Origin of the sequence: Streptomyces sp. NBC_01476 (genome assembly GCF_036227265.1) — a bacterium.
In the GTDB taxonomy this organism is placed as follows: Bacteria; Actinomycetota; Actinomycetes; order Streptomycetales; family Streptomycetaceae; genus Actinacidiphila.
In genome coordinates, this window is sequence record NZ_CP109446.1 from 3,135,249 (window position 1) to 3,159,890 (window position 24,642).

Annotated in this window: 21 protein-coding genes; 11 read left to right on the plus strand and 10 right to left on the minus strand. The window is 70.2% G+C overall.

Annotated features, from left to right (window positions below; translation table 11 throughout):
• Positions 1-275: 275 nt before the first annotated feature.
• Complete coding sequence (locus OG552_RS13955) at positions 276-2,066, minus strand: glycoside hydrolase family 6 protein (RefSeq protein ID WP_329132747.1); 1,791 nt, start codon at positions 2,064-2,066, stop codon at positions 276-278.
• A gap of 661 nt (positions 2,067-2,727) precedes the next feature.
• A complete protein-coding gene (locus OG552_RS13960) occupies positions 2,728-4,392 on the minus strand; it encodes an FAD-binding dehydrogenase (protein WP_329132749.1) in 1,665 nt (554 codons plus the stop codon).
• Positions 4,393-4,593: 201 nt separating this feature from the next.
• Here OG552_RS13960 and gltX point away from each other — a divergent pair, with 201 nt between their 5' ends.
• Positions 4,594-5,967, plus strand: a complete 1,374-nt coding sequence (gene gltX / locus OG552_RS13965; RefSeq protein WP_329140803.1) for a glutamate--tRNA ligase — start codon at positions 4,594-4,596, stop codon at positions 5,965-5,967.
• Positions 5,968-5,979: 12 nt separating this feature from the next.
• Here gltX and OG552_RS13970 read toward each other — a convergent pair whose 3' ends face one another.
• Positions 5,980-6,237 (minus strand): hypothetical protein, encoded by a 258-nt coding sequence (locus OG552_RS13970; protein WP_329132751.1) that lies wholly within the window; start codon positions 6,235-6,237, stop codon positions 5,980-5,982.
• Positions 6,238-6,340: 103 nt separating this feature from the next.
• On the opposite strand from OG552_RS13970, the gene OG552_RS13975 reads away from it, so the two are divergent.
• Positions 6,341-10,018, plus strand: coding sequence for a S41 family peptidase (locus OG552_RS13975; RefSeq protein WP_329132753.1), 3,678 nt, complete (start codon positions 6,341-6,343; stop codon positions 10,016-10,018).
• 114 nt (positions 10,019-10,132) lie between these two features.
• On the opposite strand, the gene OG552_RS13980 is transcribed toward OG552_RS13975, so the two are convergent.
• The 5 genes from OG552_RS13980 to OG552_RS14000 form a co-directional block, all read right to left on the minus strand.
• Positions 10,133-11,254, minus strand: coding sequence for a DUF3103 family protein (locus OG552_RS13980; protein ID WP_329132755.1), 1,122 nt, complete (start codon positions 11,252-11,254; stop codon positions 10,133-10,135).
• A 248-nt stretch (positions 11,255-11,502) separates the two neighbouring features.
• Positions 11,503-11,718: a hypothetical protein gene (locus tag OG552_RS13985; RefSeq protein WP_329132757.1), complete on the minus strand. Its 216-nt coding sequence runs from the start codon at positions 11,716-11,718 to the stop codon at positions 11,503-11,505.
• A gap of 107 nt (positions 11,719-11,825) precedes the next feature.
• A complete protein-coding gene (locus tag OG552_RS13990; RefSeq protein ID WP_329132759.1) occupies positions 11,826-12,728 on the minus strand; it encodes an SDR family oxidoreductase in 903 nt (300 codons plus the stop codon).
• Entirely contained in the window at positions 12,725-13,687 is a 963-nt protein-coding gene (locus tag OG552_RS13995; RefSeq protein ID WP_329132761.1) for an alpha/beta fold hydrolase, read from the minus strand. Before OG552_RS13995 ends, OG552_RS13990 begins: the two co-directional genes overlap by 4 nt.
• The gene (locus OG552_RS14000; RefSeq protein WP_329140805.1) at positions 13,684-15,189 is read right to left on the minus strand and encodes a flavin-containing monooxygenase; all 1,506 of its coding nucleotides are present in this window, start codon (positions 15,187-15,189) and stop codon (positions 13,684-13,686) included. The genes OG552_RS13995 and OG552_RS14000 overlap by 4 nt, the downstream gene beginning before the upstream one ends.
• A 261-nt stretch (positions 15,190-15,450) precedes the next feature.
• On the opposite strand from OG552_RS14000, the gene OG552_RS14005 reads away from it, so the two are divergent.
• The 5 genes from OG552_RS14005 to OG552_RS14025 all read left to right on the plus strand — a co-directional run bounded on the left by OG552_RS14005 (position 15,451) and on the right by OG552_RS14025 (position 19,211).
• A complete protein-coding gene (locus OG552_RS14005; protein WP_443070925.1) occupies positions 15,451-16,308 on the plus strand; it encodes a MerR family transcriptional regulator in 858 nt (285 codons plus the stop codon).
• A 94-nt stretch (positions 16,309-16,402) separates the two neighbouring features.
• A complete protein-coding gene (locus OG552_RS14010) occupies positions 16,403-16,669 on the plus strand; it encodes a DUF2630 family protein (protein WP_329132763.1) in 267 nt (88 codons plus the stop codon).
• Positions 16,666-16,986, plus strand: a complete 321-nt coding sequence (locus tag OG552_RS14015) for a GNAT family N-acetyltransferase (RefSeq protein ID WP_329132766.1) — start codon at positions 16,666-16,668, stop codon at positions 16,984-16,986. Before OG552_RS14010 ends, OG552_RS14015 begins: the two co-directional genes overlap by 4 nt.
• 111 nt (positions 16,987-17,097) lie before the next feature.
• Positions 17,098-18,705 (plus strand): AlkA N-terminal domain-containing protein, encoded by a 1,608-nt coding sequence (locus OG552_RS14020; RefSeq protein WP_443070926.1) that lies wholly within the window; start codon positions 17,098-17,100, stop codon positions 18,703-18,705.
• A complete protein-coding gene (locus OG552_RS14025) occupies positions 18,702-19,211 on the plus strand; it encodes a methylated-DNA--[protein]-cysteine S-methyltransferase (protein WP_329132768.1) in 510 nt (169 codons plus the stop codon). The genes OG552_RS14020 and OG552_RS14025 overlap by 4 nt, the downstream gene beginning before the upstream one ends.
• Positions 19,212-19,289: 78 nt before the next feature.
• Here OG552_RS14025 and OG552_RS14030 read toward each other — a convergent pair whose 3' ends face one another.
• Positions 19,290-19,889 (minus strand): TetR/AcrR family transcriptional regulator, encoded by a 600-nt coding sequence (locus OG552_RS14030; RefSeq protein ID WP_329132769.1) that lies wholly within the window; start codon positions 19,887-19,889, stop codon positions 19,290-19,292.
• A gap of 166 nt (positions 19,890-20,055) precedes the next feature.
• Complete coding sequence (locus OG552_RS14035; protein ID WP_329132771.1) at positions 20,056-20,706, minus strand: GTP cyclohydrolase II; 651 nt, start codon at positions 20,704-20,706, stop codon at positions 20,056-20,058.
• Positions 20,707-21,024: 318 nt separating this feature from the next.
• Here OG552_RS14035 and OG552_RS14040 point away from each other — a divergent pair, with 318 nt between their 5' ends.
• The 4 genes from OG552_RS14040 to OG552_RS14055 all read left to right on the plus strand — a co-directional run bounded on the left by OG552_RS14040 (position 21,025) and on the right by OG552_RS14055 (position 24,535).
• On the plus strand, positions 21,025-22,023 hold the full coding sequence (locus tag OG552_RS14040; RefSeq protein WP_329132774.1) for a hypothetical protein: 999 nt from the start codon (positions 21,025-21,027) through the stop codon (positions 22,021-22,023).
• Between the two features lie 844 nt (positions 22,024-22,867).
• On the plus strand, positions 22,868-23,539 hold the full coding sequence (locus OG552_RS14045) for a hypothetical protein (protein WP_329132776.1): 672 nt from the start codon (positions 22,868-22,870) through the stop codon (positions 23,537-23,539).
• Between the two features lie 227 nt (positions 23,540-23,766).
• Positions 23,767-24,192 carry a Fic family protein gene (locus OG552_RS14050; RefSeq protein ID WP_329132778.1) on the plus strand — a complete coding sequence of 142 codons (426 nt, stop codon included), beginning with the start codon at positions 23,767-23,769 and terminating at the stop codon, positions 24,190-24,192.
• A 46-nt stretch (positions 24,193-24,238) separates the two neighbouring features.
• On the plus strand, positions 24,239-24,535 hold the full coding sequence (locus tag OG552_RS14055) for a DUF5958 family protein (RefSeq protein WP_329132780.1): 297 nt from the start codon (positions 24,239-24,241) through the stop codon (positions 24,533-24,535).
• Positions 24,536-24,642 lie beyond the last annotated feature (107 nt).

A 24,642-nucleotide genomic window follows, 5' to 3' on the forward strand; every position in this document is an offset into this window, starting at 1 on the left:
ACCCGTCGCACCCATGGTGCCCGACCGGTCCGGCACCGCGCGTACCAGGGGGAACGCGCGGCAGGCCCGCGCCGGGGCCGTGTACCGGGCCGAAACGACCCGGATACGGCCCCGGAACGGGCCCGGAACGGGCCCGGTGGGGGGATCCGCTGCCTGGTGCGGGGAGGCGCGGGGACGTACGAGGTGGGGCGGGAGGTGCGGGGTGGTGCGGGGACGCACGAGGCAGCGCGGGGTGTTACGGGGTGGCGCCGGGTGTTACGGGGTGGCGCCGGGTGTTACGGCAGCGGCGGGTACGCGTTCTGGACCAACTGGTGGAACTGGGCCGGGAACCAGTCGCCCGCGAGGGGCGAGTCGGGCAGCGCGCCGGTCGGGCTGTTGCCGTTGCGCGCGTTGCCGGTGTAGGTCGGGTCGCACATCCGGTCGAAGCTCTTGCCCTGGTCGTTCGGGATCGCGGTGCTCGAACCGTCGGACTCACCCGGCGGCTTGATCCAGGCGTAGGCGTCGATACCCGGCTGCGGGGCCGCGGTCGGGCGCTCCCCGATGCCGGCGCCTGACTGGTTGCACCAGTTGCCGGCGTGGATCCGCCTGTCGATCCGGCCGCCGTTGACGTACGTGTCGACGTCCGTCGTGGCACCCGGGCCGGTGGGACGCGCGGCGCCGCCCCAGCCGTTGCGGGAGGTGTCGATGAGCATGCCGATGCCGGCGTTGAAGCCCACCGAGACCAGTTCGCCACGCAGCGCCTGGGCGAAGGTCAGCTCGTCGACGTAGTTGTTCCAGTCGACCCACTTGGACTGCCGCACGGTGGTGCCGTTGACGGTGTCGGTGACCTTGAAGTTGGGCTCCGACAGGGCGCTGTAGTTCGCCGTGTTGGTGATGAAGCCCTGTACGTCGGCGACGGTGGCGCCGCTGCTGGTCGCCGCTTTCAGGAACTCCTGGGCGGCGGGGACGAAGTTGGAGTCCCAGCCGAGCCAGGCGTGGTGGGCGGCGTCGATGTAGTTGTACGTGTTCGGCAGCGCGCCCAGTTTGGCGAGCGCGTAGCCGACGCCCTTCTCGTAGTTGCCGTTCGCCTTCATCACCGCGCAGGCGTCGGTCGAACCCGCGGTGCCGCCCGCGTTGGTGGTGATGTTGGGCAGCGAGTCCGGCTCGATGATGTTGACGATCCGCAGGCTCGCGTACTTCGGGTCCGCCATGATCGAGGCGATCGGGTCGATGTACTCGGTCTCGTAACGGCCCAGCTCCGTCGGGCCGAGTTCCCCGTTGGAGGCGAGGGCGGCGCAGTCCCGGCCGGGCAGGTCGTAGATGACGAACTCGACGGTGAGCGGCTGCCCCGCCGCCTGTTGCAGCGCGTCGTCGAGGTGGGCCTTGAGTCCCATCGCGCCGTTCACGCCCTGGATGGCGGCGATCCGGTCCAGCCAGACGGCGGTGGACTGGTTGGCGATGGCCTGCCCGCCGTCGGCCGCTGCCTTCGCGGACCACTCCGGGTTGACGTAGCCCTTGGCACCCGCGTACGGGTTGTCGACGCGCTGCCCCGGCGGGGGCGAGGTGGGGGGCGTGGTGGGCGGGGTCGTGGGGGGCGTGGTGGGGGGTGTGGTCGGAGGCGGCGTGGGGGGTGTGGTGGGCGGCGTGGTGCCGGTGCCGCCTCCACCGCAGGTGACGCCGTTCAGGGTGAAGGACGTCGGCGCGGTGTTGGTCCCGCTGTAGGAGGCGTTGAAGCCGAAGTCGGCCGAACCACCGGTGGCCAGCGCCCCGTTGTACGACAGGCTGGCCGCGGTGACGGCCGCACCTGACTGGCTGATCTGGGCGTTCCAGCCCTGGGTGACACTCTGGTTGCCGGCGAACGACCAGCCGACATTCCAACTGGTCAGCGCGTTGCCGGTGTTGGTGACCGTCACCGATGCGGTGAAGCCCGCGTTCCACTGGGTCTGCACGGTGTACTGCACCGAACATCCGGCGGTCGCCGCCGAAGCGGACGTGGTGCTCATCGCGGCCACCACGCCACCGGAGGCGACCACGAGGGCACCTGCGGCCAGTACGGCGGTCCTGCGTCGGACTCTCGAAACTGCCATGTGCGAACGACCTCCATAGGGGGGATGGACCCCGGGGGCGCGACTCATCGCCCGCCCCGCGACGTCAAGGGAGGTGGTGCAGTGGTTCATGGGTCGAGTAACACGCTCGTAATGTGGGAGCGCTCCCATAGTGAGCAGACGGTCTCCCTGTGTCAATGCCTGGCACACGGGAACCGTCAGGGGACGGCATGACGCACCGTCACTTCACCCGTCCGGAGGCGAGGTTGACGCTGACGTACTCCTCGCAGCGGGCCCGGCGACCGGGAGCTGCTACCTGGACGCGGCGCTGACGTACTCCTCACAAGACGCCCGGCAACCAGGACCCGCCGAGGCGCGGCGACGCCTACGCCACGCGCGAGCACCCGCGGCCGAGCCTCTGCGCCCACCCCGAGGCCGGCCCGCCCGCCCTCCGAAGGGAACGTGCCGCGAACGTCGCACGACAGGCACTCCGTCCTGCTCTCCGACTCCCTCCACCGTTCCCCGTGCCCCGTGCCCCGTGCCCCGTTCCCCGTTCCCCGTGCCCCGTGCCCCGTGCCCCGCACCGCGGCCCGCAGGCGCGGGTCCGCCTGGGCGCGGCCGGCCCGCACCCACCGCGCAGCCACTCCCGGCATGGGGCGCCGGCCCGCCGGCAAAACCGCGCTCCCCCACCCCACGGTCCGCCCTACGCAGTAGCCCGCGCGGCCGCCCTTCCCGCCGCGCGGCCGGAGAAGAGGCAGCCGCCCAGGAACGTACCTTCCAGCGATCGGTAGCCGTGCATCCCGCCGCCGCCGAAACCCGCCGCCTCGCCGGCCGCGTAGAGCCCCGGCAGCGGCTCGCCGCGCACCTCCCCCTCCCCCGGCACCAGCACCCGCGCGTCCAGGTCGGTCTCCAGGCCGCCGAGCGACTTGCGGGTGAGGATGTTGAGCCGGACCGCGATCAGCGGGCCCGCCTTCGGGTCGAGCAAACGATGCGGGGACGCGGTCCGGATCAGCTTGTCGCCGAGGTAGTTGCGCGCTCCACGGATCGCGGTGACCTGCAGGTCCTTGGTGTAGGTGTTGGCTATCTCGCGGTCACGCGCCTCGATCTCGCGCCGCAGCTCCCCCTCGTCCAGCAGCCCTTCCCCCGTTATCGCGTTCATCCCCTTGACCAGCGCGCCCAGTTCCCGCTCGACGACGAAGTCGACACCGTGCTGTTTGAACGCCTCGACCGGCCCGGGCGCACCCGGCAGTGCCCGCTTCAGTACCTCACGCACACTCCTTCCGGTCAGATCCGGATTCTGCTCCGAGCCCGACAGCGCGAACTCCTTCTCGATGATCTTCTGGGTGAGGACGAACCACGTGTACTCGTATCCCGTCCGCATGATGTGTTCGAGCGTGCCGAGCGTGTCGAAACCGGGGAAGTACGGCACCGGCAGCCGTTTGCCCGTCGCGTCCAGCCAGAGCGAGGACGGCCCGGGCAGGATCCGTATCCCGTGCCGGGCCCAGATCGGGTTCCAGTTCTCGATGCCCTCGGTGTAGTGCCACATCCGGTCGCCGTTGATCCCGGAAGCGCCGGCCGACTCGGCGATCCCCATCATCAGGCCGTCCACATGCGCCGGAACCCCGGACAGCAGTTTCTTCGGCGCGGTGCCAAGCCGCTCCGGCCAGGCGGCGCGGACCAGTTCGTGATTGCCGCCGATGCCTCCGCTTGTGACGATCACAGCCTGCGCCGCGAGCGTGAACTCCCCTTCCGTCTCGCGGGAACTGGCCTGCCCGCGCTCGATGTCGCTGGGCACCAGAACCTCGCCGGTCACACCGTCGACCGCGCCGGCGGTCTTCGTCAGGCCGGTCACCCGATGCCGGAAGCGCAGCTCCACCCGGCCTTGGGCGACCGCCTCCCGCACCCGCCGTACGAAAGGAGCCACCACGCCGGGCCCGGTGCCCCAGGTGATGTGGAAGCGGGGCACGGAGTTGCCCGGGCCGGTCGCGTGGAAGCCGCCGCGCTCCGCCCAGCCGACCACCGGGAAGAACTTCACGTCCCGCTCACGCAGCCAGGCCCGCTTCTCGCCCGCGGCGAAGTGCACGTATGCCTCCGCCCAGCGGCGCGGCCAGTGGTCCTCGGGCCGGTCGAAGCCCGCAGTGCCCAGCCAGTCCTGGAGCGCCAGCTCCGTACTGTCCTTGATCCGCATCCGCCGCTGCTCGGGCGAGTCCACCAGGAAGAGCCCGCCGAACGACCAGAACGCCTGCCCGCCCAGCGACACCTCCGGCTCCTGCTCGACCAGGATCACCTTCCGGCCTGCCTCGGCCAGCTCCGCGGTCGCGACCAGCCCGGCCAGTCCCGCCCCCACCACCACCACGTCCGCGTCCATCGGCCCGCTCCTCCCGGTCCCCGCCTACCCGTCAGTAGCACGTTACGCGAACGTGCCCCCGCCAGGTCAGTGGTCGGCAGCAGACCTGTGGACAACTCCGCCCTGTGGATAACTTCGAGCAAGATCCGCAGCGCAGGCCCTACGCTGTTCGCCATGTCCGCAACCGCGCCCCGCGTCCGATTCGCCCCGTCCCCCACCGGCATGTTCCATGTCGGCGGAGCCCGTTCCGCCCTCTACAACTGGGCGGTCGCCCGACAGTCCGGCGGCACCTTCGTGCTGCGCATCGAGGACACCGACGCGGCCCGCAACAAGCCGGAGTGGATCGACGGCATCATCAGTGCGCTTGCCGCCATCGGCATCTCCGCGGCGGACCCGCATTTCGAGGGCCCCTACTTCCAGTCCGCGGAGGCCGGCCGCCACCGCGAGGCATCGCTTTCCCTCTTCGCAGCGGGGCGCGCGTACTACTGCGACTGCACCCGTGAGGCGCTGGCCGAGCGCACCGGCTCCCAGCACCTGGGTTACGACGGCTTCTGCCGCGACCGCGGCCTGCCGTACGAGCCCGGGCGGGCCCTGCGGTTCCGTACCCCCGATGAGGGCGAGACGGTCGTCGTCGACCTGATCCGCGGCGAGCCTTCCTTCCCCAACAGCGCGATCGAAGACTTCGTGATCGCCCGCGGCGACGGCTCCCCGGTCTTCCTGCTCGCCAATGTCGTGGACGACCTGGACGAGGGCATCACCGAGGTCATCCGCGGCGAGGAGCACCTGTCCAACACCCCCAAGCAGCAGCTGCTCTGGCAGGCGCTCGGCGCGGTGCCCCCGGTGTGGGCTCACCTGCCGGTCATCGTCAACGAGAAGCGGCAGAAGCTCTCCAAGCGGCGCGACAAGGTCGCCCTGGAGGACTATCTCGCCGAGGGGTATCTCCCGGAGGCCATGGTCAACTACCTGATGCTGCTGGGCTGGGGACCGGGCGGCGACCGCGAGATCCTGCCTTACGAGGAACTCGAACAGCTCTTCCGTATCGAGGACGTCAACGGCTCGTCGGCCTTCTTCGACATCAAGAAGCTGACCGCCTTCAACGGCGAGTACATCCGTGCCCTCTCCCCGTCGGCTTTCATCGCCGCCTGCACCCCTTGGCTGACCGGCCCCGATGTCCCCTGGCCCGCCTCCTCCTACGACCAGGCGGTCTTCGAGTCGGTCGCCCCGCTGGCCCAGACCCGGATCGCGGTCCTCTCGGAGATCACCGCGTACGTCGACTTCCTCTTCCTGCCTGAGCCGGCCCATGACGAGGCGTCCTGGGCGAAGGCGATGAAGGAGGGGGCGCTGCCACTGCTCCGGGACGCGGCAGCGGCCTTCTCCGCCGTGTCCGAGTGGACTCCGGAGCAGCTGAAGGAGGCACTGGAGTCGGTGGCGGCGGCCCACAACCTGAAACTGGGCAAGGCACAGGCCCCGATCCGGGTCGCCACCATGGGCCGCACCGTCGGCCTGCCGCTCTTCGAGTCCCTGGTGGCGCTCGGCCGCGAGCGGACGCTGACCCGCCTGGCGGCGGCGGAGCAGTGCCTGGCGACGCAGGGCTGAAGGGAAAGGCGGCTAGCGGGGCCGCCGTTCCGGCTCCCACACACTCAACCGGCGCGTCGTCTCCCGCACCAGACGGCCGCAGAAGGTGTCGATCCGCAGCCACCGCGGATCGACACCTGCCAGGTCGCCGCCCGGTCCGGTCAGTGACGCCCACCGAGTCCGCCACTCCACGTCGTCCGGTGTCTCGAAGACCACCCGCCACTGCCCCGGTCCTGCCGGGGGCGCCGATGCCTCGCGCCGCCGCCGCTTCCTCTTCCCCTGTCCAGGCACACGCCGAGCCTTCCACCTGGCGGGGCGCACAGACAGCACAATGGTGCGCCGCGGGGGCGCAACAGCCGGTGAAAAGTTGCTGCCACGCCGACCGCCCCGAACCATGGGAGGGGTGAGCGATGCCGCATACCTCCGGTTCCCGCACCTGTACGGCGATCTGCTCTGCTTCGCCGCCGAGGACGACATCTGGGTGGCTCCGCTGGGGCCGCCCGGCGGGTCGCCGGGGCGCGCCTGGCGGGTGACGGCCGACCGTACGAGGGTCGGCATACCGCGCTTCTCCCCCGACGGCACGACCATCGCCTTCACCACCTGGCGCAGCCTCGACCCCGAGGTGTACCTCGTGCCGGTGGACGGCGGCACCCCTCGCCGCCTCACCTACTGGGGCAGCTCCGACACCCGCGTGTGCTCATGGACCCCGGACGGCCAGGTGCTGGCCGTGTCGTCGCACGGTCAGCCGTTCGCGTACCACAGCTGGGCGCACAGCGTCCCGATCGAGACCGAGTGCGGCCCCGGCGGGCCCCTGCCCTGGGGTCCGGTCTCCGACATCGCCGTGCACGACTGCGACGACGGCGAACGCCGCACCCTGCTGCTCACCGGCACCCCGCCGCACGAGCCGCACGCCTGGAAGCGCTACCGCGGCGGCGCCACCGGCCGCCTGTGGCTGCACGGCGAACGGCTCGTCCCCGACCTGCCCGGCCACCTCTCCTCCCCGATGTTCGTGGCCGGCCGGATCGCCTTCCTCTCCGACCACGAGGGCATCGGCAACCTCTACTCCTGCCGCCACGACGGCACCGACCTGCGCCGCCACACCGACCACGCCGACTTCTACGCCCGCAGCGCCGCCACCGACGGGGAGCGCGTGGTCTACCAGTGCGCGGGAGCGCTGTGGGTGGTCGAGGACCTGGCTGCGCCCGACGTCCGGCCGCGCCGGCTGGAACTGCGGCTCGGCGGCCCGCGCAGCGGCCGCCGCGCGTACCAAGTGCCGGCCGCGGCGAATCTCGACGGCCTCGCCATGGACCGCACAGGACGGGCCAGCGCGGTCTGCGTACGCGGCAGCCTCTACTGGCTCACCCACCGCGACGGCCCGGCCCGTACCCTCTCCGACGTGCCCGGCGCCCGGGTACGGCTGCCCGAGATGCTGGGCGACACCGGCCTGGTCGCGTACATCACGGACGCGGAGGGCGAGGACGGCATCGAACTCGCCCACCTGCCGGGCCGCGCCTCGCGCGCTCTCACCCGCGAGCTGGAGGAGACCGACGACGTACCGCCCCGCTCGGGGTCGGCCGACGGCCAGGCGTCCGGTGCCACCGCTCCGTCCGGCGTCCCGGTGGGGGCGGGCGCGAGGACAGGGTCGACCCGGTGGGGATCCGACGGCCGGCCCGAGGTGCGCCGCAGCGACGACGGCGAACCGGTGGAGCCGGGCGACGCCCCGCCGCACCGGCCGCCGCTCGATCTTCCCGGCAGCCGTCGCCCGGCGCCGGCCGCCGGATCACCGGCGGCGGATGTCACCTTCGCGGGTGACGGCCTCTACGTCGCTGACGACTCCTGCGTCCGCCTCGCCTCCGGCAAACTCGGCCGCGTCCTGGAACTGGTCTCCTCACCCGACGGCGACACCCTGGCGGTGGCTTCCCACGACGGGCGGCTGCTCCTGGTCACCACCGGCGAAGGCGAATCATCGCAAGAGGGATCGTCGTACGGTATGCCGGAAAGTGGCGTCGATGAGACGGGTGACATCGACACCGCCGATCGCACCATCCGATCGTCGGCCGAAGGCGCCCCCGGCAGCGTCGTCGAGCTCATCCGCTCCACCAACGGCCCCGTCCGCGACCTCGCCTTCTCTCCCGACTCCGCGTGGATCACGTGGTCGCACCCGGGCGTCGGCCGTTCGCTGCGTTCCATCAAGATCGCCCGACTGGCCGACCGTACGATCATCGACGTCACCAATGGCCGTTTTGAAGATGAGCAGCCTGTCTTCACCCGGGACGGCCGCTACCTCGCCTTCCTCTCCTGGCGCGGCTTCGACCCGGTGTACGACGTTCATACCGGCGACCTGTCGTTCCCTCTCGGCTGCCGCCCTTACCTCGTGCCGCTCAACTCGGCGACGCCCTCCCCGTTCGCGCTCCGTGTCGAGGGCAGCCCGGTCGGCGGCGGCCTCGACCCTGTCGAGGGCATCGGCGACGGCCCAGTGGTGGTCGAGGCCGAGGGTCTGCCGAGCAGGGTCACGCCCTTTCCCGTTCCCGCGTCGAAATACAGCTCGCTCGAACCCGTCCAGGGCGGTCTGGTCTGGCTGCGCTGGCCGATCTCCGGCGCCCTCGGCGAGACCTTCGTCAACCCGACCGACCCCTCCTCCCGCCCGACCCTGGAGTTCTTCAGCCTGGGCAAAGCCAAGCGGACCGAACTCGTTCATCACATGGACTGGTATGCGGTCAGCGGTGACGGCTTTCGCCTGGCCGTCTACGACGAGGGTGAACTCGCCGTGCTGCCGGCCACCGAACGCGGCGACGACGACTCCACCGTCTATGTCGACATGCGCCGCATCCTGCACGAGGTCGAACCCACCGCGGAGTGGCGCCAGGCGTACGCCGAGGCCGGCCGGCTGACCCGCGACTACTTCTGGGCGCCCGACATGTGCGGCGTGGACTGGCCGGCGATCCTCGACCAGTACCGGCCGCTGGTCGAACACGTCTCCACCCCCGATGAGTTCGCCGACCTGCTGCGCGAGGTCCTCGGTGAACTCGGCACCTCCCACGCCTACGTCCAGCCCGCCCGCCGCAACGAAGGCCCGCCCCACTACCAGCGCCCCATCGGCCTGCTCGGCGCCGACTTCCAGCACAACAAGGACGGCTCGTGGACGGTCGCCCGGATCCTGCCGGGTGAGTCCTCGGACTCCAAGGCCCGGTCCCCGCTGGCCGGCACCGGCATCCGCGAGGGCGCGGTCCTCACCCATGTCGACGGGCGTCCGGTCAACCCGCACGCGGGCCCGTACCCGCTGCTGGCCGGCGCCGGGGGCACCACCGTCGAGCTGACGTTCACTCCTCCGGGTGGCCGCGGCGCACCCCGCCGGGTCGCGGTGGTGCCACTGGTCGACGAACGCCCGCTGCGCTACCAGCACTGGGTCGCCCGCCGCCGCACCGTCGTCCGCAACCTCAGCGGCGGCCGCTGCGGCTACCTCCACATCCCTGACCTCGGCGGCTCCGGCTGGGCCCAGTTCAACCGCGACCTGCGCAAGGAGGTCGCCTTCGACGCACTGATCGTCGACGTCCGCGGCAACGCGGGCGGCAACATCAGTGAACTGGTCATCGAGAAACTCACCCGCAAGGTGCTCGGCTGGGACCTCACCCGCAACGCCCAGCCCGTCTCCTATGCCAGCAGCGCTCCCCGCGGCCCGGTGGTCGCCATCGCCGACGAAGCCACCAGCTCCGACGGCGACATGATCACCGCCGCGTTCAAACTCCTCGGTCTCGGGCCGGTGGTCGGCCTGCGTACGTGGGGCGGCGTCGTCGGGATGACCGGCCGTCACCGGTTGGGCGACAATACGGTCATCACCGTGCCGATGAACGCGGCCTGGTTCGACGCCTACGGCTGGTCGGTCGAGAACCACGGCGTCGCCCCCGACATCGAAAGCCTTCGCAGCCCGCTGGACTGGGCCGAGGGCCGTCACGGCCAGCTGGACGTCGCCGTCCGCACCGCTCTCGACCTGCTCGCCGAACACCCCGCGGCGGTCCCCCCGGACCTCTCCACCCGCCCCAACCGCGCCCGCCCACCGCTTCCGCCGCGCTGACGAGCGCACGGGTGAACGGGTGAACGGGTAAGGGGCACCCCTCCTTGAGGGGTGCCCCTTACTGCTGCTTACGGCTGTGCGGTCCGCCGGAACGACCGGGCGGCGCTCAGCCGGTCACAGCCCCTGGACGTAGTACGGGGACACCGACATCCAGCCGTTCCCGCGCGCACCGTTGAGGCGTCCGGTCGAGGACTCCGCGAGGGTGTACCAGGAGTCCACGTAGTCGGCGTCGTTGGTGTACCAGGAGGACGGGATGGCGGCGAGGATCGCGTCCACCAGCGGGATGTAGGCGCCCTGGTCGGTGATGGTGAGCAGGGCGTCGGCGAGCGCCTTGGCCAAGGTGGCGTAGTTGGTGTCGCCGTCGTCCTCCATCATCACGACGTCGGCCAGGTTGTACTTGTACGAGGACCAGTTGACGAGGATCTGGTTCGGGTAATAGGTGGTGTGGTCGTTGTCCAGGTACGGCATGTCGACGGTGTCCACGCGCACCTTGCCGTCGAGCCCGAAGCCGCTGACGATCGAGAAGATCTCGGCGTCGCCGAGGATCCACGGCTCCTCGTCGTCATTGAGGTACACCGAGTCGACGCGGGTGGTCCAGAAGCCGTCGGTGTTCGGCGTGACGGTGGCGGGTGCGGCCAGACCGGCTTTGGTGAACGCCTTGTCGACCTGCGCGAGACCGGCGGACACGGCCTTCGTCACGTCGATGTCCACCACGTAGACCGCCTGCCGCGGCGCGGTGCGCGCACTGAGGGTGTGGGTGCGGCCGGAACTGTCGTACGCGGTGACGGTCGCCGAGGAGTCGTCGTCGGCGGCGACCGCCACCAGCGGCGCGGCGTCCCGGGTGAGCGTCTTCCGCATCGAGTCGGTGCCCAGCCGCAGCCGCAGCAGCGAACCGGCGGCCGGGTCGAGGCCCTTGGCGGTGGCGATACGGCGGTCGGCGCCGGCGACCGCGGAGTTGAGTCCGGCGGGCGCGGCGGTACGGGCGGCGAGTACGCCGAGGTCCACCTGGTCCGAGCCGAGCGCCGCGGTACGCACCTGGGCGCGCCAGGCCGGGTCGGCGAGTGAGGCGGCCAGGGCGCGCGCGGCGGCGGTCTCGATGCCTGCGACGGTGCCGGCCTTGCCCGGTGCGGGGGTTGAGGCATGGGCGGCGGGCAGGGCCATGCCTTGGACGGCGAGGGTGGACACGGCACAGAGGGCAAGGGCGATGGCGGCGCGCCGGGTGGCGGTGAGCTGCACGGAGGATCCTCCTGGAGGCATGCCGCGTCCGCGTCGTGGGCGGTGGGGCGGCGGTTGAGGGGCGTTCAGGTGGAGCCGGATCTATGCGGGTAGACACCCGCACCGCCAAATGATGTCCGTAACATGCCAACCGCCGCAAGACCCGCAGACGAAGAAGGGGCACCCCTCATCAGGGATGCCCCTTCCCGTGTCACGGTGTTCGCCCGACGTCAACGCATGCGTCGCGCCGGCGACCGCTCAAGAGGACGTCAGGCCAGGCTGCCCCGCTCGTCGGACTCGGAGTCCATGCCATCGCGCATGTCGTCGTCGAAGTCGGAGCGACGCTCGCGGCCGTCCCGCTGCTCGTCACGGTCCCGCTGGGGGCGGTCCGCACCGGCAGCCTTGCCGCGCTTGTTGCCGAGAGCGTCCTTGGCCTTCTCGGCGACGTCGTCGGCCTGGTCCTTGAACTGGTCGAAGTTACCCATCGTGACTCCTCCTGGAGTATTGGGGGGATGGGGTCTCGACAAGATTTACATGACGGGATGACCCTCGCATCTTGGGAGAATAACCCCAGGTCAGCGAGTGATTACAGTTACGGAGTGTGATGAACGGACGATCGTGCCGCCTCATCCGCCGCCCCGCCGCTGCCGACCAGACCGCGCCGCACACCCGCACTGCGCGCCAGCGCGGGCTGCGCGCGCCGCATTTCGCGCCGGCCCATCGCCCCGCCGGTCAACGACGGCAGCAAGCCCCGCACCGGCTGCATCCCGCGCAGCCACCACTGTCCGTAAACATGAGGTGATCGTCTGATGATCCCGGCGGCGATCCGCTCGACGGCCGGCTCCAGCGGATAGGTGCGGTTGGCCGGCCACGGCAGCTTCGCGCGCATCTCTCGCAACGCCTCGTCCTGGTCCGCGCCGCGCACCATGTCGGTGTCGGTCCAACTGAGGTATCCGACGCCCACCGTGACGCCCAGGTGGCCGACTTCCGCCCGCAGACTGTGCGCGAACGCCTCGACTCCCGACTTGCTCGCGCAGTAGGCCGCCATCAGCGGCGCGGGGGTGATCGCCGCGAGTGATGCGATCTGCAGAAGATAGCCATGTGAGGTGATCAGTGCGGGCAGGAAGGCGCGGGCGGTGGCGATGCTGCCCAGCAGGTTGACCTGGATCACCCGGTCGAAGGCGTCCGGGTCGGAGTCGAGAAAGGGGCCGCCGGTGGCGACACCGGCGTTGGCGACCACCGCATCGATCCGGCCGAACCGTTCGACAACCTCCGCGGCAACCCGCGCCAACGCCTCTCGGTCGGTGACATCCGCTGTCCAGCAGGCGGCGTCCGGGCCGAGCGACGCGGTGACGTTCTTCAGTTCATCGGGTTCCAGACCCACCAACGCCAACCGGGCGCCCCGTGCGGCGAGTTTGCGGGCCAGCAACGCACCCACCCCACGAGCCGCGCCGGTGACCACCACGACCTGACCGCTCAACGATGATCCGCTCATACGCTCTTCTCCTCCGCTACCGCCGCGGGCACATCGGTCTCGGTCGCATCAGCCGACGATCCGGCGGTCAGATGAACGGCCACCAGGTCCCGTACGGCCCGCGCGACGGCCGGCGGGTCCTCGATCGGAGTCATGTGACCGAGTCCGGGCAACTCGGTCAGGCCGGTCAGCTGCGGCAGAGCCGCGGCCATCCCGCGGGCATGCACCTGAGGGGTGAGCTTGTCGGCGGTCCCGACCAGGATCGCGGTCGGTGCCTCGATGGCCGCCAACTCGACGTCCAGATCCAGTACGGCGAGCACCCGTCCCCACGCCGCCCGCTGCCCCGCCCGGCACGCGTGCACGATGCGCGCGGTGAAGTCCACCAGCTCGGGCGTCGAACCCGCGCCCAGGATCCCGTACTTCAGCGCCGCCCTCGACAACCGCGTCACCCGTCCGAGTGGCATGCGCGACACCAGCAACTGCCGGTGGAAGAGACTGCGCAGCCGGCGTGACCTGAATCGTGGCGGCAGTACCTCCGTTGCCCCCAGCAGGCCGCCGCTGCCGGTGCTGGCGAGCAGCACCGCGGCCGTCCGGTCACGTACCGCCGCCCGCCCGGACGCCGCCATGATCGTCATACCGCCCATGGAGTGGCCGGCCAGCACGACGCGCTCACCCTCGGGGACCACGGCTTCCAGTACGGCTTGAAGATCATCGGCCAGGACACCAGTGCCATACCCCCTGCGGGTGGCCGGCGCGGCGCTGCGACCGTGCCCACGCTGGTCGTAGGCGACAATCCGATGATCGTCGGCCAGCAGCCTGACGACCGGCGCCCAGAAGAGCGTTGAACACGTCCACCCGTGCGACAGCACGACAGTCGGACCATCGGCCCGCCCGTACTCCTCGACATGGATGCGCGTTCCGTCGGCCGACACCACGGTCAGTTCACGCCGGGCCGGCACCGCCTCGTAACGCAGAGTCATGACGCCACCTTCACCACACGGTCGGCCACCGCGACCGGCGCCAGCACCTCGTACTCCGACAGTTTCAGCCGCCTCGTCGCCCGCCGGAACTCCGCGGTGGTACCCGGCCACGCCGTCGTATTGCGCCCATTGGCGTCGAGGTACCAGCTCTTGCACCCACCGGTGTTCCACACGGTGCGCACGATCCGGCGCTGCAGTTCGGCGTTCCACGCGTTCACCGCCGCCGGCTTGGCGTGCAGGGCGCCGGCGCCCGTACGCGCCAGCGTCCGCAGGTAGTCGGCGACGTAATTGAGCGACGATTCGATCATCAGAATCATCGAGCTGTTCCCGAGACCGGTGTTCGGTCCGATGATGAACAGAAGATTGGGAAATCCGTCGACCGTACAACCGCGCAGCGCCGCCATGCCGTTCTTCCAGTGCTCGCTGAGCGAACGGCCGTCCGCACCGATGACCCGGTCACCGATCGGCATATCAGTGACATGGAAGCCCGTTCCGAAGATGATCGCATCGACTTCCCGCTCCGTGCCGTCCGCCGTCACCACCGACGACCCGCGCACCTCGGTCAGCGCGGAGGTGACCACCTCGGTGTTCGGCTGGGCGAGCGCCGGATAGTAGGTGTTGGACAGCAGGATGCGCTTGCAGCCGATGGTGTAGTCGGGGGTCAGCCGCGCCCGCAGCACCGGGTCCTTGATGGCGCGCCGCAGATGGCCGCGGGCGATCCCCTCGGCCACCTTCATCAACTGCGGCCGCTTCACAAAAGCGCCCACCTGGAACTCCCTGATCAGCCACAGAAGCCCGCGCCGCGCCTTCGCCGACCCCGGCACCGTCGCGTGCAGCCACCGCTCGGCCGCCCCGATCGGCCGGTCGGCGCGCGGCATCACCCAGGGCGGGGTGCGCTGGATGACCGTCAGTTGCTCCACCTCCGGCTGGATCGCCGGCACGATCTGGATCGCCGAAGCACCCGTACCGACCATCGCGACCCGCTTGCCCCGCAGATCGAAGTCGTGGTCCCAGCGCGAGGAGTGGAAGACCCGGCCGGGAAAGTCCTCGATCCCCGGTACATCCGGAACCTTCGGATCGGAGAGGGGCCCGGTCGCCGACACCAGCACGTCCGCGGTCAGTTCGCCGGCCGCCGTCTCCAGGCGCCAGCGCTGCGCGCCGGAGTCCCACCGTGCCTGCCGTACCTCCGCGCCGAAGCGCAGGTGCGGCCGCAGCCCGAAGGTGTCGGTCACCCTTTCGAGGTAGTCGCGGATGTACTCCTGCCCGGAGAAGGCACGGGGCCACTCGGGGTTGGGTGCGAAGGAGAACGAGTAGAGGTGCGAGGGCACGTCGCAGGCACAGCCGGGGTAGTCGTTGTCGCGCCAGGTGCCGCCCACCGCGTCGGCGCGCTCCAGGATCACGAAGTCGGTGATCCCTTCCCGGCGGAGCCGGACCCCGGCCCCAAGACCGCCGAAGCCGGACCCGATCACCGCCACCCGTACGTGTTCGATGTCGCCGTCCACTGGCACCGCCCTTCGTCGCTTCTTCGCGCCGTCCGCGTCCCGTGCCGGCGTCCCACCGGCAGCCACTCATACAATCGCGCCAGCAATCACTGGCACGGTCGTACAGTCGGACTGTAGGGCAGATGGGTTACCCGCGGTAGAGGCCGGACCGGATTGCCTACCGCCGAGTAGGCGCCACCCGCCCGCCGGCCTCGGCGGGGGCAAGAAGGAGCGCAGGAGGAGCGCAGGAGGAACCGTTTCCGCACCGCATAGGGTGACCACGTGGACCACAACGGCACCGACGAGCACCACCCCGCCCAGGGACCCGCCGACGGGGCCACTCCCCGTGAGTACCGCGTGGAAGAACTCGCCGAAGCCGCCGGCCTCCCCGTCCGCACCCTCCGCTTCTACCGCGAACGCCGCCTCCTGCCGCCCCCGCGCCGCGAAGGCCGCATCGCCTGGTACTCCGAAGCCCACCTCGCCCGGCTGCGCACTATCGCCGCCCTGCTGGACCGCGGCCACACCCTCGGCGGCATCGCCGAACTCATCGCCGCCTGGGAGAACGGCCGCACCCTCGACGGCGTCGCCGAGCTCCTCGGCCTGGAAGGCGCCCTCGCCACCCCCTGGTCCGACGAGACCCCGGTAAGGCTCACCCCACAGGAGCTCGCCGCTTACTTCAGCGAGGACGAGGGCAGCACCGACGCACTGGATCAGCCCGTCCGGCCGGCCGGCGACATCAGCCCGGAGAACCTCACCACCGCCCTGAAACTCGGCTACATCGCCGTCGACGGCGAAAACGTCGTCCATGTCAGCCGCCGCCTGCTGGACGCCTCCGCCGCCCTTGTCCGCGAAGGCGTGCCCCTGTCCGCGGTCCTCGCCGCCGGCCAGGACGTACGCGCCCACGTCGACGCACTCGCCGAACTGTTCACGCAAGTCATCAAGGTCCACGTCCTAGGACCCCTGGACGCCCTGCCGCCGGGCGAGGCGCACCGGATCTCCGGGTCGCTGCAGCGCCTGCGCCCGCTGGCGAAGAACATCGTGGACGCCGAGATGTCGCTGGCGATGGACCGCCGGGTACGCGCCGAGATCGACGCCTGGATGCGGTCACGGGCCGAGCCGGCCCCGCCGGACGGGCAATGATCCCCCACCCCGCGCATTCCGCGGCCCGACCTGCAAGAGTGGAGGTGCCGTAACCATGACAGCGAGGTCGTCCTCACCGGACCCGGAGGTTCCCGTGCAAGAGCCCAACGACGCCGGCGCCGAACACGCCATCCTCGGCCGGATCAGCAAGATGGTCGCCGACGAGAAGATCCTGCGTGAGCTGCTCTCCGACGGTGGCATCGACGGGGAGACGGAGAAGGAGCGCCTGGCCGCCCTGGAACGCGAACTCGACCAGTGCTGGGACCTGCTGCGGCAGCGTCGCGCCCTGACCGACGCGGGCGAGGACCCGGGCGCCGCGCGCGTACGCCCCGCCTCGACCGTGGAGAACTACCGGTCGTGAGCGCCGGGGAGAAGCCGCAGGTCACCATTACCGACGCCCCGGCTGAACACCGGTACGAGGCCACGGTCGGCGACAAGCTCGCCGGGTACGCCGCCTATCTGCGCGCCCCGCAGCTGATCGCCTTCATCCACACCGAGGTCGAGGACGCCTACGAGGGTCAGGGCGTCGGCTCCGCGCTGGCCCGCGGCGCCCTGGACGAGGCCCGCGCCCAGGGACTGCGGGTGGTCGCGATCTGCCCGTTCTTCGAAGGCTGGATCGAGCGCCACCCCGAGTACCAGGACCTGCTCTACGAAGCCGCCAGCCAGGTCACCGACTAGGAAGCGGCCCGGGGCCGCGAGAGCGCCCCGGGCCCGCCGACCGCACCACCGCTGAGCTCCATGTCGGATTTCCGCCAGCGCAGCTCCCTGACGACGCGCGATGCTGGTGGGGTGCATACGGACTTCGACGCCTGCGTCCGCGCTGTCCAGTCGAAGGACGCCCGTTTCGACGGGTGGTTCTTCACGGCGGTGCTCACCACCCGCATCTACTGCCGGCCCAGCTGCCCCGTCGTGCCGCCGAAGGTCCGGAACATGACCTTCTACCCGAGTGCGGCGGCGGCCCAGCAAGCCGGTTTCCGCGCCTGCAAGCGCTGCCGCCCCGATGCCAGCCCCGGCTCCCCGCAGTGGAACGAGCGCGCCGACCTGGTCGCCCGCACCATGCGGCTGATCGCCGACGGCGTGGTCGACCGCGACGGCGTACCGGGCCTCGCCGCCCGCATCGGTTACAGCGAACGCCAGATCGAGCGCCAACTGCTCGCCGAACTCGGCGCCGGCCCGCTCGCCCTGGCCAGGGCGCAGCGCGCCCAGACCGCCCGGCTGCTGATCGAGACCACCACGATGCCCATGAGCGAGATCGCCTTCGCGGCCGGATTCGCCAGCATCCGCACCTTCAACGACACCGTGCGCGAGGTCTTCGCCCTGTCCCCGACCGAACTGCGCGCCCGGGTCGCCAAGGGCCGCCCGGCGGCAGCCAGCGGCATGATCACGCTGCGGCTCCCGTTCCGCCGGCCGCTCACCCCCGACAACCTCTTCGGCCACCTCGCCGCCACCGCCGTACCCGGCGTGGAGGAATGGCGCACGGGCGCGTACCGCCGCACGCTGCGCCTCCCGCACGGCCCCGGCGTCGTGGCGCTGCGGCCGCAGCCCGACCACATCGCGTGCCAACTGTGGCTGGCCGACTGGCGCGACCTGGCGCAGGCGATCAGCCGCTGCCGCCGGATGCTGGACCTGGACGCCGATCCCACGGCCGTGGACGCCCTGCTGTCGGCCGACCCGGTACTCGCCCCCCAGATCGCCAAAGCGCCCGGCAGACGGGTCCCCAGGGTCGCGGACGGGCCGGAATTCGCGGTACGCGCGGTGCTCGGCCAGCAGATCTCCACCGCGGCGGCCCGCACCCACGCGGGCCGGCTGGTGGCCGCGTACGGCGAACCGGTCACCGACCCGGCCGGCGGCCTCACCCACCTCTTCCCCTCCCCCGCCGCGCTCGCCGAGCACGACCCGAAGGAACTCGCGATGCCGCAGACCCGCCGCGACACGCTGGCAGCGCTGCTACGGGCTCTGGTGGACGGTGAACTGGACCTCGATGTGGGCAGCGACTGGGAACGGGCCCGGGAACAGCTCAAGACGCTGCCCGGCTTCGGACCCTGGACCGTCGAGACGATCGCGATGCGCGCGCTCGGCGACCCGGACGCGTTCCTCCCCACGGACCTGGGGATCCGCCACGCCGCCCGCGACTTGGGCCTTCCGACCACGCCGGCGGCGCTGCTCAGGCACTCCGCCGCCTGGCAGCCGTGGCGCTCCTACGCCACGCAATACCTGTGGGCGACCGGCGACCATCCCGTCAACTTCCTGCCTCCGGACGACAGCCCGGACGAGAACCCGGACGAGGACCCGAACGACAACCCGAACGAGAACATCGCCTCCTATGGCGCCGAGCAGGGGCCCGCCCCGGCCTCGGCACCCGCCAAACCGCGTGACACGAAAGGCGCTTCACGATGACGACCACCGTCCAGACTTCGGTGGACAGCCCCTGCGGCCCCCTGACCCTGGTCGCAAAGGACGGCAGACTCGCCGGCCTCTACATGACCGACCACCGCCACCGTCCTGCCCTGGAGACCTTCGGCCCGCGGATCACCCCCGGCGAACTCCCGGTCTTCGCGGCCGTGTCGGAGCAGTTGACGGCCTACTTCGCCGGCGATCTCACCACCTTTGACGTCAGACCGGCCTTCGCGGGAACGCCGTTCCAGCAGCGCGTCTGGTCGGCACTGAGCGACATCCCGTACGGCGAGACCGTCTCGTACGGCCGGCTCGCCGCGTTGCTGGGGCAGCCGGGTGCCTCCCGGGCGGTGGGTCTGGCCAACGGCAAGAACCCGATCAGCATCATCGTGCCCTGCCACCGGGTGGTCGGTGCCAACGGGAGCCTGACGGGCTACGGCGGCGGCCTGGAGCGCAAGCGGTGGCTGCTGGACTTCGAGCGGGGCAGCACCCAGCAGACGCTGATCTGACGCCCTTGGACCAGGCACAGGCACCGTGGGACCGGCGCCGGAGGCTGTCACGGCGCTGCGGCGCCCCTTGCCGCGGGTCTAGGACGACAACTGGAGCGCGGGGACGACCACCGCATCGATGTACCGGTGGCTGTACGCCGGATCGGGGTCGATGCCTTCGATGATCGAACGCGCCAGCGCGCCGCCGAAGAGCATGTGCGGCACGAAATCGCGGGCCGGGTTGTCCGCGGCCAGTTCCCCGCGGTCCACGGCGCGCTGCACCAGGACACGGAAGCTCACCAGTTCCGGCTCGATGAGCAGTTCGCGCAGGGCGCGGAAGAGGTCATCGTTCTGGAAGGCGGCGTGCGCGAGGCCCCGCATCAGCTCCTGGTCGCGCTTGATGTCGCTCTCGTCGTGGCAGCGGACAAGTTCGTGCAGGTCACCGGCGAGCGTCCCGGTGTCGATGTCGGCGGGGGACACCGGCTTGTGGTGGCGCAGCGCGGTGGCGACGAGTTCCGGCTTGCCCTTCCACTGACGGTAGAGGGTGGCTTTGCTGGAGCGGGTACGGGCGGCGACGGCATCCATCGTCAGGGCCTCGTAGCCGACCTCGCGCAGCAGCTCTACGACCGCCTCGTAGAGTTCCCGCTCACGTTCGGGGGTCAGGCGGCTGCGGCGCGCGGCGGTTGTCTCCGGCGACATGTCCTGTCCTCCCGTTCGGCTGTGGTGGACGCCGCTGTCGAAACGGTGTCGTACACCTAGAGGGTAGACGGCCCACGATCGAAACGCCACCGTTTCGATCGTGGGCCGTCTCACATGCTCACAAAGGAACCGCGGGCAGCCCGGTGGCCTCCCCCACAGCTGCCGCTCAGGCAGGAAGCGCGAGCGCGTGCCCGGTGTGGTCGGCCTTCGCCCGCAGATAACGGACATTGGACTCCGAGACGTGCACACCGGTCGGCACCTGCTCGATCACCGCGGTGCCGAGCGCGACGAGTTGCCGGGTCTTGTCCGGGTTGTTGGTCAGCAGCCGGGCCTGCCGCACCCCCAGCGCGGCTAGCATCTGCGCGGCGGCGGTGTAGTCCCGCTCGTCCTCACCACGCCCCAGGGCCCGGTTCGCCTCATAGGTGTCGAGGCCCTGGTCCTGCAGCGCATAGGCGTCGAGTTTGGCGTACAGACCGATCCCGCGGCCTTCCTGCCGCAGATACAGCAGGTAGCCACCGGTCTCCGCGATGAGTTCCACCGCCTCACGCAACTGCGGCCCGCAGTCGCACCGCTCGGACCCGAACACGTCCCCCGTCAGGCACTCGGAGTGCGGCCGCACCAAGGGCGTCCCAGCCGCCTCGTACGCACCCAGCCCGAACGCCAGGTGCTCCTTGCCGTCCACCAGTCCGGTGAAGGTGAACACATCAGCGGTCGTCCCCCACCCGTCGGCGAACCGCAGCGGCACGCGGACCTTGGTACGGATGCCGGCAGCCGGCAGGGCGGCGGCCACCGAGTCATTGCTTGCGTCAGCGGACATGAAGGACCCCCTCGTAAGATCTTGAAACATCAAGCTCTTCGGACAATCCGATCATTTCCACCACCACACTCTGTGGCCCAGGTCACACGATGATCACCTGATCCGACCATGTTTCGGAAGGACTTGAGGGGGTTCCGTCCCTCGGCCCCTTTGATGCGAACGAGCTGCCTCTCCGGCTGCCGCACACGGCCCCACCCCGACGCCGGCCCTGCCTGCCTGCCTGCCGGAACGTGCTCAACCGGTGACTGATTGACATCCTGGCAGTAGGTTCAGCCCCGTGATCAGTCAGATAGTGACCCTTGTCGGAGTGCTCGCCGCATGAGGAGCCAGGAGGCCGAGCTCGACCGGGACATAGCCGCGCTTCTGGCGGCCAGGGCGTTCACCGAAATCCGCCATCTGGCCGGAGGCGCACAGCACGTGGCGCGGGCCAAATCCCCTGACGAGGCTCTGGACCACATCAGATTCCTGGCCGACTTGAGCCACAATCTTCCGGGCGTCGCCCGGTCACGCCCCAGGAAGCCGTCCCGTGGGGGCAAGTCCCCTGGGAGCTTCGATCAGGCGATGGCCGAACGACCGATGAGCTGGGTCTGGAACACCGCCGGTCCGGAGGCGCGGGCGTGGATGCTGCGTCACATCGAACAGGCAGGGCGACTCTGGACGCCACCGCCGCCACTGCCGGCGTCCCGCACAGAACCGCCGCCGAGGACGCCGCACCGCACGCTCACGCAACTCCAGCGGGTACTTCCTCGGGACAGGCATCGTCAGGGCTCCTCTCATGAGACCCATCTGACCTGCTGTCACCCTTCCCCGCATCTCGGGGGAACCTCAGTCAGGGCACCAGCCGGGCACCAGCCACTGCCTCCGGCAGCGAATGTTCTCAAGGCCCTCGACACCGAAGCGATCTGCGCCCTGCACGACGAGGCCCGACGGCTCCGGCTCGGCCTGAGTGGAAGCGCGGCATGGCTCCAGGCCCACCTGGCCCCCGACACCGTCCACTATCTGCTTCCGGACCCGGCCCACTACTACTGGCCCGGCAACCCGGACGGTCGCGGCGGCAAGATCGACTGGTGGCAGTGCACCACGCTGCTGCAGATGTACAACGGAGAGCAGGTCAGCGGCCTGGTCGCCGTACGCCCGGATACCTTCACAGCGTTGCCCTCGACTCTGCCCCGCAAAGCCCAGTTGCGACTCGTCCACCGCGTCCGCTCCATCGAGCGGGACACCTACCTTTGGGGCCGAGACCACGAGGCCGAATGCGCACCGCAACTTTGCGGCTACGTCCCCGAAGCGAACGACAATGCTCCGCCGACCACATGACCGCCGACTATGACGGCCAACGGGATTGATCGTCAGCCGCAGCTAGACCATGGCGACAGCCTCGGGAACGCAGGGCCTATATGGAAGCGCCGCCCCGCGAAGGCTTCCGGGACATCTTCGTGGCAACGTGAGGCGAACGTGACAGTGAGGGAACCGCGCGGATCCTGACCGCCGTTGACTTGGCCTTCGCCGACGCGGAGCAGCGCAGGCCGCTGACTCCCGCCCTCATGGCGAAGTGGCAGCGGGCTGTGCTGGGCCGCGACCTGAGCGTCCCTTGCTTGAAGCCCCGCTCTTCGGCGGTGCGCAAGAGGACGACAAGGGCGGCATAACCGCTTGATGGCCGAGGCCCGGTGGGTGGCAGACGCTGCAGTTCCACCATGAGACCTCGTCGGCCAAGCCTGAAGGGGTCCTGCGAGCTGTGGTCGAGTGGACCGGAGCTCCAGCATGTGTGGCGTCCGTGCACGACAGCAGTGGTCTGGGGTCTGGGGTCTGGAACCCGGAGGTGACCAGTGGGATGCGCGGCTGAATCTGGTGATCGCCGCAGAAATGTCGGACTGTCCACTGGCCGAGATGGATGCCTGCGTGCCCGGGGACGCCAGTCGTTCCCTCGCCTGAGCCCAATCCGCAGGAGTCGGCCCGGGTGTGAACGTGACCACGATCGAGGAAGTCCTGCGGTCTCACGAGACCTTCGCGGAAGAGCTCTTCGACACGCTTCTGGATCGCTTGGGCTTCCCTGCGGCGTCCGATCCTGAGGCAGAAGGCTGAGCAAGGATCCTCCCCGGCTTGCCGGAGTCCGCTCGATACTTACTGGAGTTGCAGCGGCTGCACACGGCAGAGTGACGTGATGACTGAACTGTGGGCACACGCCCTGACCTGGACGGAAGTGGATCCGTCGCGGCACCCGTTCGAGCTGGACGGGGATGCCGCGAAGACATTGACCGGTCTTGTCGCTCCCATGCTGCCCAGCGCCGAGGCCGCCGAAGAGCACCGCGGGCGCTCGCTGGCCGCCGTCACGAAGTTCCTGATGGACCGATACGGCCGATGGGCCTGCGGGTGGAACTGGTCGATAGGTGAGGGCGACACCGATGGCGGGATCGTCGGCGCGTGGTGCTGCACCTCCCATTCCGTGACGACGGCGAAAGAGACCGCTCCTCTGGTTGTCGCCAGCCTGCTTGAGTGGCGTGACTGGTTGGAGGATCTGGCGGAGCGCTTTGCCGCGCTGGCGCCGCCATCGCACTCGGCGGGAGCCACGGCGGATCCCTGGCATTGGGAGCGGGCCTGCACGCGGCTGGTCACCGTGGTGGCCGACCGAACGCAGGCCGAGAGCGGCTGGTACGGACACTGTGAGCAGGTGCTCGGCTGGTTCCTGGCCTACAACGGCGTCGAAGAGGAGCGAGCCGGCGAGATTGTGGAGGGCGCGATCGGCGGCCGATTCAACAGTTGGATCGCGCCGGACGCCACGGTGGTCGATGCGGTGAGTTCGAAGTTCGCCCAGGCCATGGGCGAGACCGGATGACGTTCGCCCCCGACCACCCGAAGGATGCTCTCGCCGACTGGCTGCGCATCCGTCCACAGATCTCATGGCCGTGTTGGAGCATTGCCCACCGCAGCCATGGAGCAGGCCATCGAGACGCCTTCCGGGACTTCTTCAACGCGACCCGTGGAAGCCGCGACACCGAGGGAACCACGAGGGTCCTGGCAGCCCTCGATCTGGCCCTGGCAGACGCGAAGAGGGGCAATCGGTTGACGTTCGCTCTCATGGCCGACTGGCAGCAGACCGTGTCGGGCAAGGACGTGGCCGCCTTCCGTACGGTGCCGGCCTTCTCCAAGAGAGGGCGAGAACGCTACGGCATCACACCGGGCACGCGGGCGTGGTTCGAGCAGTGCCTGTCCGAGAGCACTCAACCGGACCTGCCGCTCCCCTCACGCGCCGCACGAACCTACCTCGACATCCTCTTCTTCCACCCGTTCGAAGACGGCAACGCCCGCGCGGCGATGCTGGCGCTCGCCTTCGTCCTGGCCCGCGAAGGAGTGGCGATCGACCAGGTGCACCCGCTCCAGACCACCCGCTGGGCCGACGACGCCGAGGGAGCGGCCGAGCTGGCAGTGCTGCTCGGCATCCTGATCAACGCGGCACAGCGCCGCCCGTCCCACGGGAGGCAGCCATGACCGAACGCGATGTCATACGGAACGAAACCGCCCAGGGCTGCGTCCGATGTCCCAAGGCATCGAGTGGTTCAGCTCCCTCGCGCCGGAGGAACAGTCCCAGACACTGCGATTCCTGGCCTACCACTGCATCCAGGCCCGCGCCATCGCCGAAGACGGTCCGGAGAGCATCAGCCGTGCCGGCCGGCGCCCGACACATACGCCTGCCGTACTCATCACACGAGGCCCGATCGACCACCAACTGAGGAAGATCGCCAGCCTCACCCCCATCGATGAACGCTACAAGGCGTTCCGGCTCCTGATCGCGGTACTCGTGATCGCCGACGCGCGGCGCCGCGAGTACTAGTGCTCAGGCGGATGCGGTCACTGGTGGCACAAGCTGTATCGAACGACCCCCGAAACGACGAGATCCCGCCCGATCTTGCGATCGGACGGGATCTCGTCAACCGCTCC

Excerpts from the sequence above, each read along its gene's own strand:
- OG552_RS13955 (WP_329132747.1), bottom strand. The coding sequence starts at position 2,066 with ATGGCAGTTTCGAGAGTCCGACGCAGGACCGCCGTACTGGCCGCAGGT.
- OG552_RS13960 (WP_329132749.1), bottom strand. The coding sequence starts at position 4,392 with ATGGACGCGGACGTGGTGGTGGTGGGGGCGGGACTGGCCGGGCTGGTC.
- gltX (WP_329140803.1), top strand. The coding sequence starts at position 4,594 with ATGTTCCATGTCGGCGGAGCCCGTTCCGCCCTCTACAACTGGGCGGTC.
- OG552_RS13975 (WP_329132753.1), top strand. The coding sequence starts at position 6,341 with ATGGGAGGGGTGAGCGATGCCGCATACCTCCGGTTCCCGCACCTGTAC.
- OG552_RS13985 (WP_329132757.1), bottom strand. The coding sequence starts at position 11,718 with ATGGGTAACTTCGACCAGTTCAAGGACCAGGCCGACGACGTCGCCGAG.
- OG552_RS13990 (WP_329132759.1), bottom strand. The coding sequence starts at position 12,728 with ATGAGCGGATCATCGTTGAGCGGTCAGGTCGTGGTGGTCACCGGCGCG.
- OG552_RS13995 (WP_329132761.1), bottom strand. The coding sequence starts at position 13,687 with ATGACTCTGCGTTACGAGGCGGTGCCGGCCCGGCGTGAACTGACCGTG.
- OG552_RS14025 (WP_329132768.1), top strand. The coding sequence starts at position 18,702 with ATGACGACCACCGTCCAGACTTCGGTGGACAGCCCCTGCGGCCCCCTG.
- OG552_RS14030 (WP_329132769.1), bottom strand. The coding sequence starts at position 19,889 with ATGTCGCCGGAGACAACCGCCGCGCGCCGCAGCCGCCTGACCCCCGAA.
- OG552_RS14035 (WP_329132771.1), bottom strand. The coding sequence starts at position 20,706 with ATGTCCGCTGACGCAAGCAATGACTCGGTGGCCGCCGCCCTGCCGGCT.
- OG552_RS14040 (WP_329132774.1), top strand. The coding sequence starts at position 21,025 with ATGAGGAGCCAGGAGGCCGAGCTCGACCGGGACATAGCCGCGCTTCTG.
- OG552_RS14045 (WP_329132776.1), top strand. The coding sequence starts at position 22,868 with ATGACTGAACTGTGGGCACACGCCCTGACCTGGACGGAAGTGGATCCG.
- OG552_RS14055 (WP_329132780.1), top strand. The coding sequence starts at position 24,239 with ATGTCCCAAGGCATCGAGTGGTTCAGCTCCCTCGCGCCGGAGGAACAG.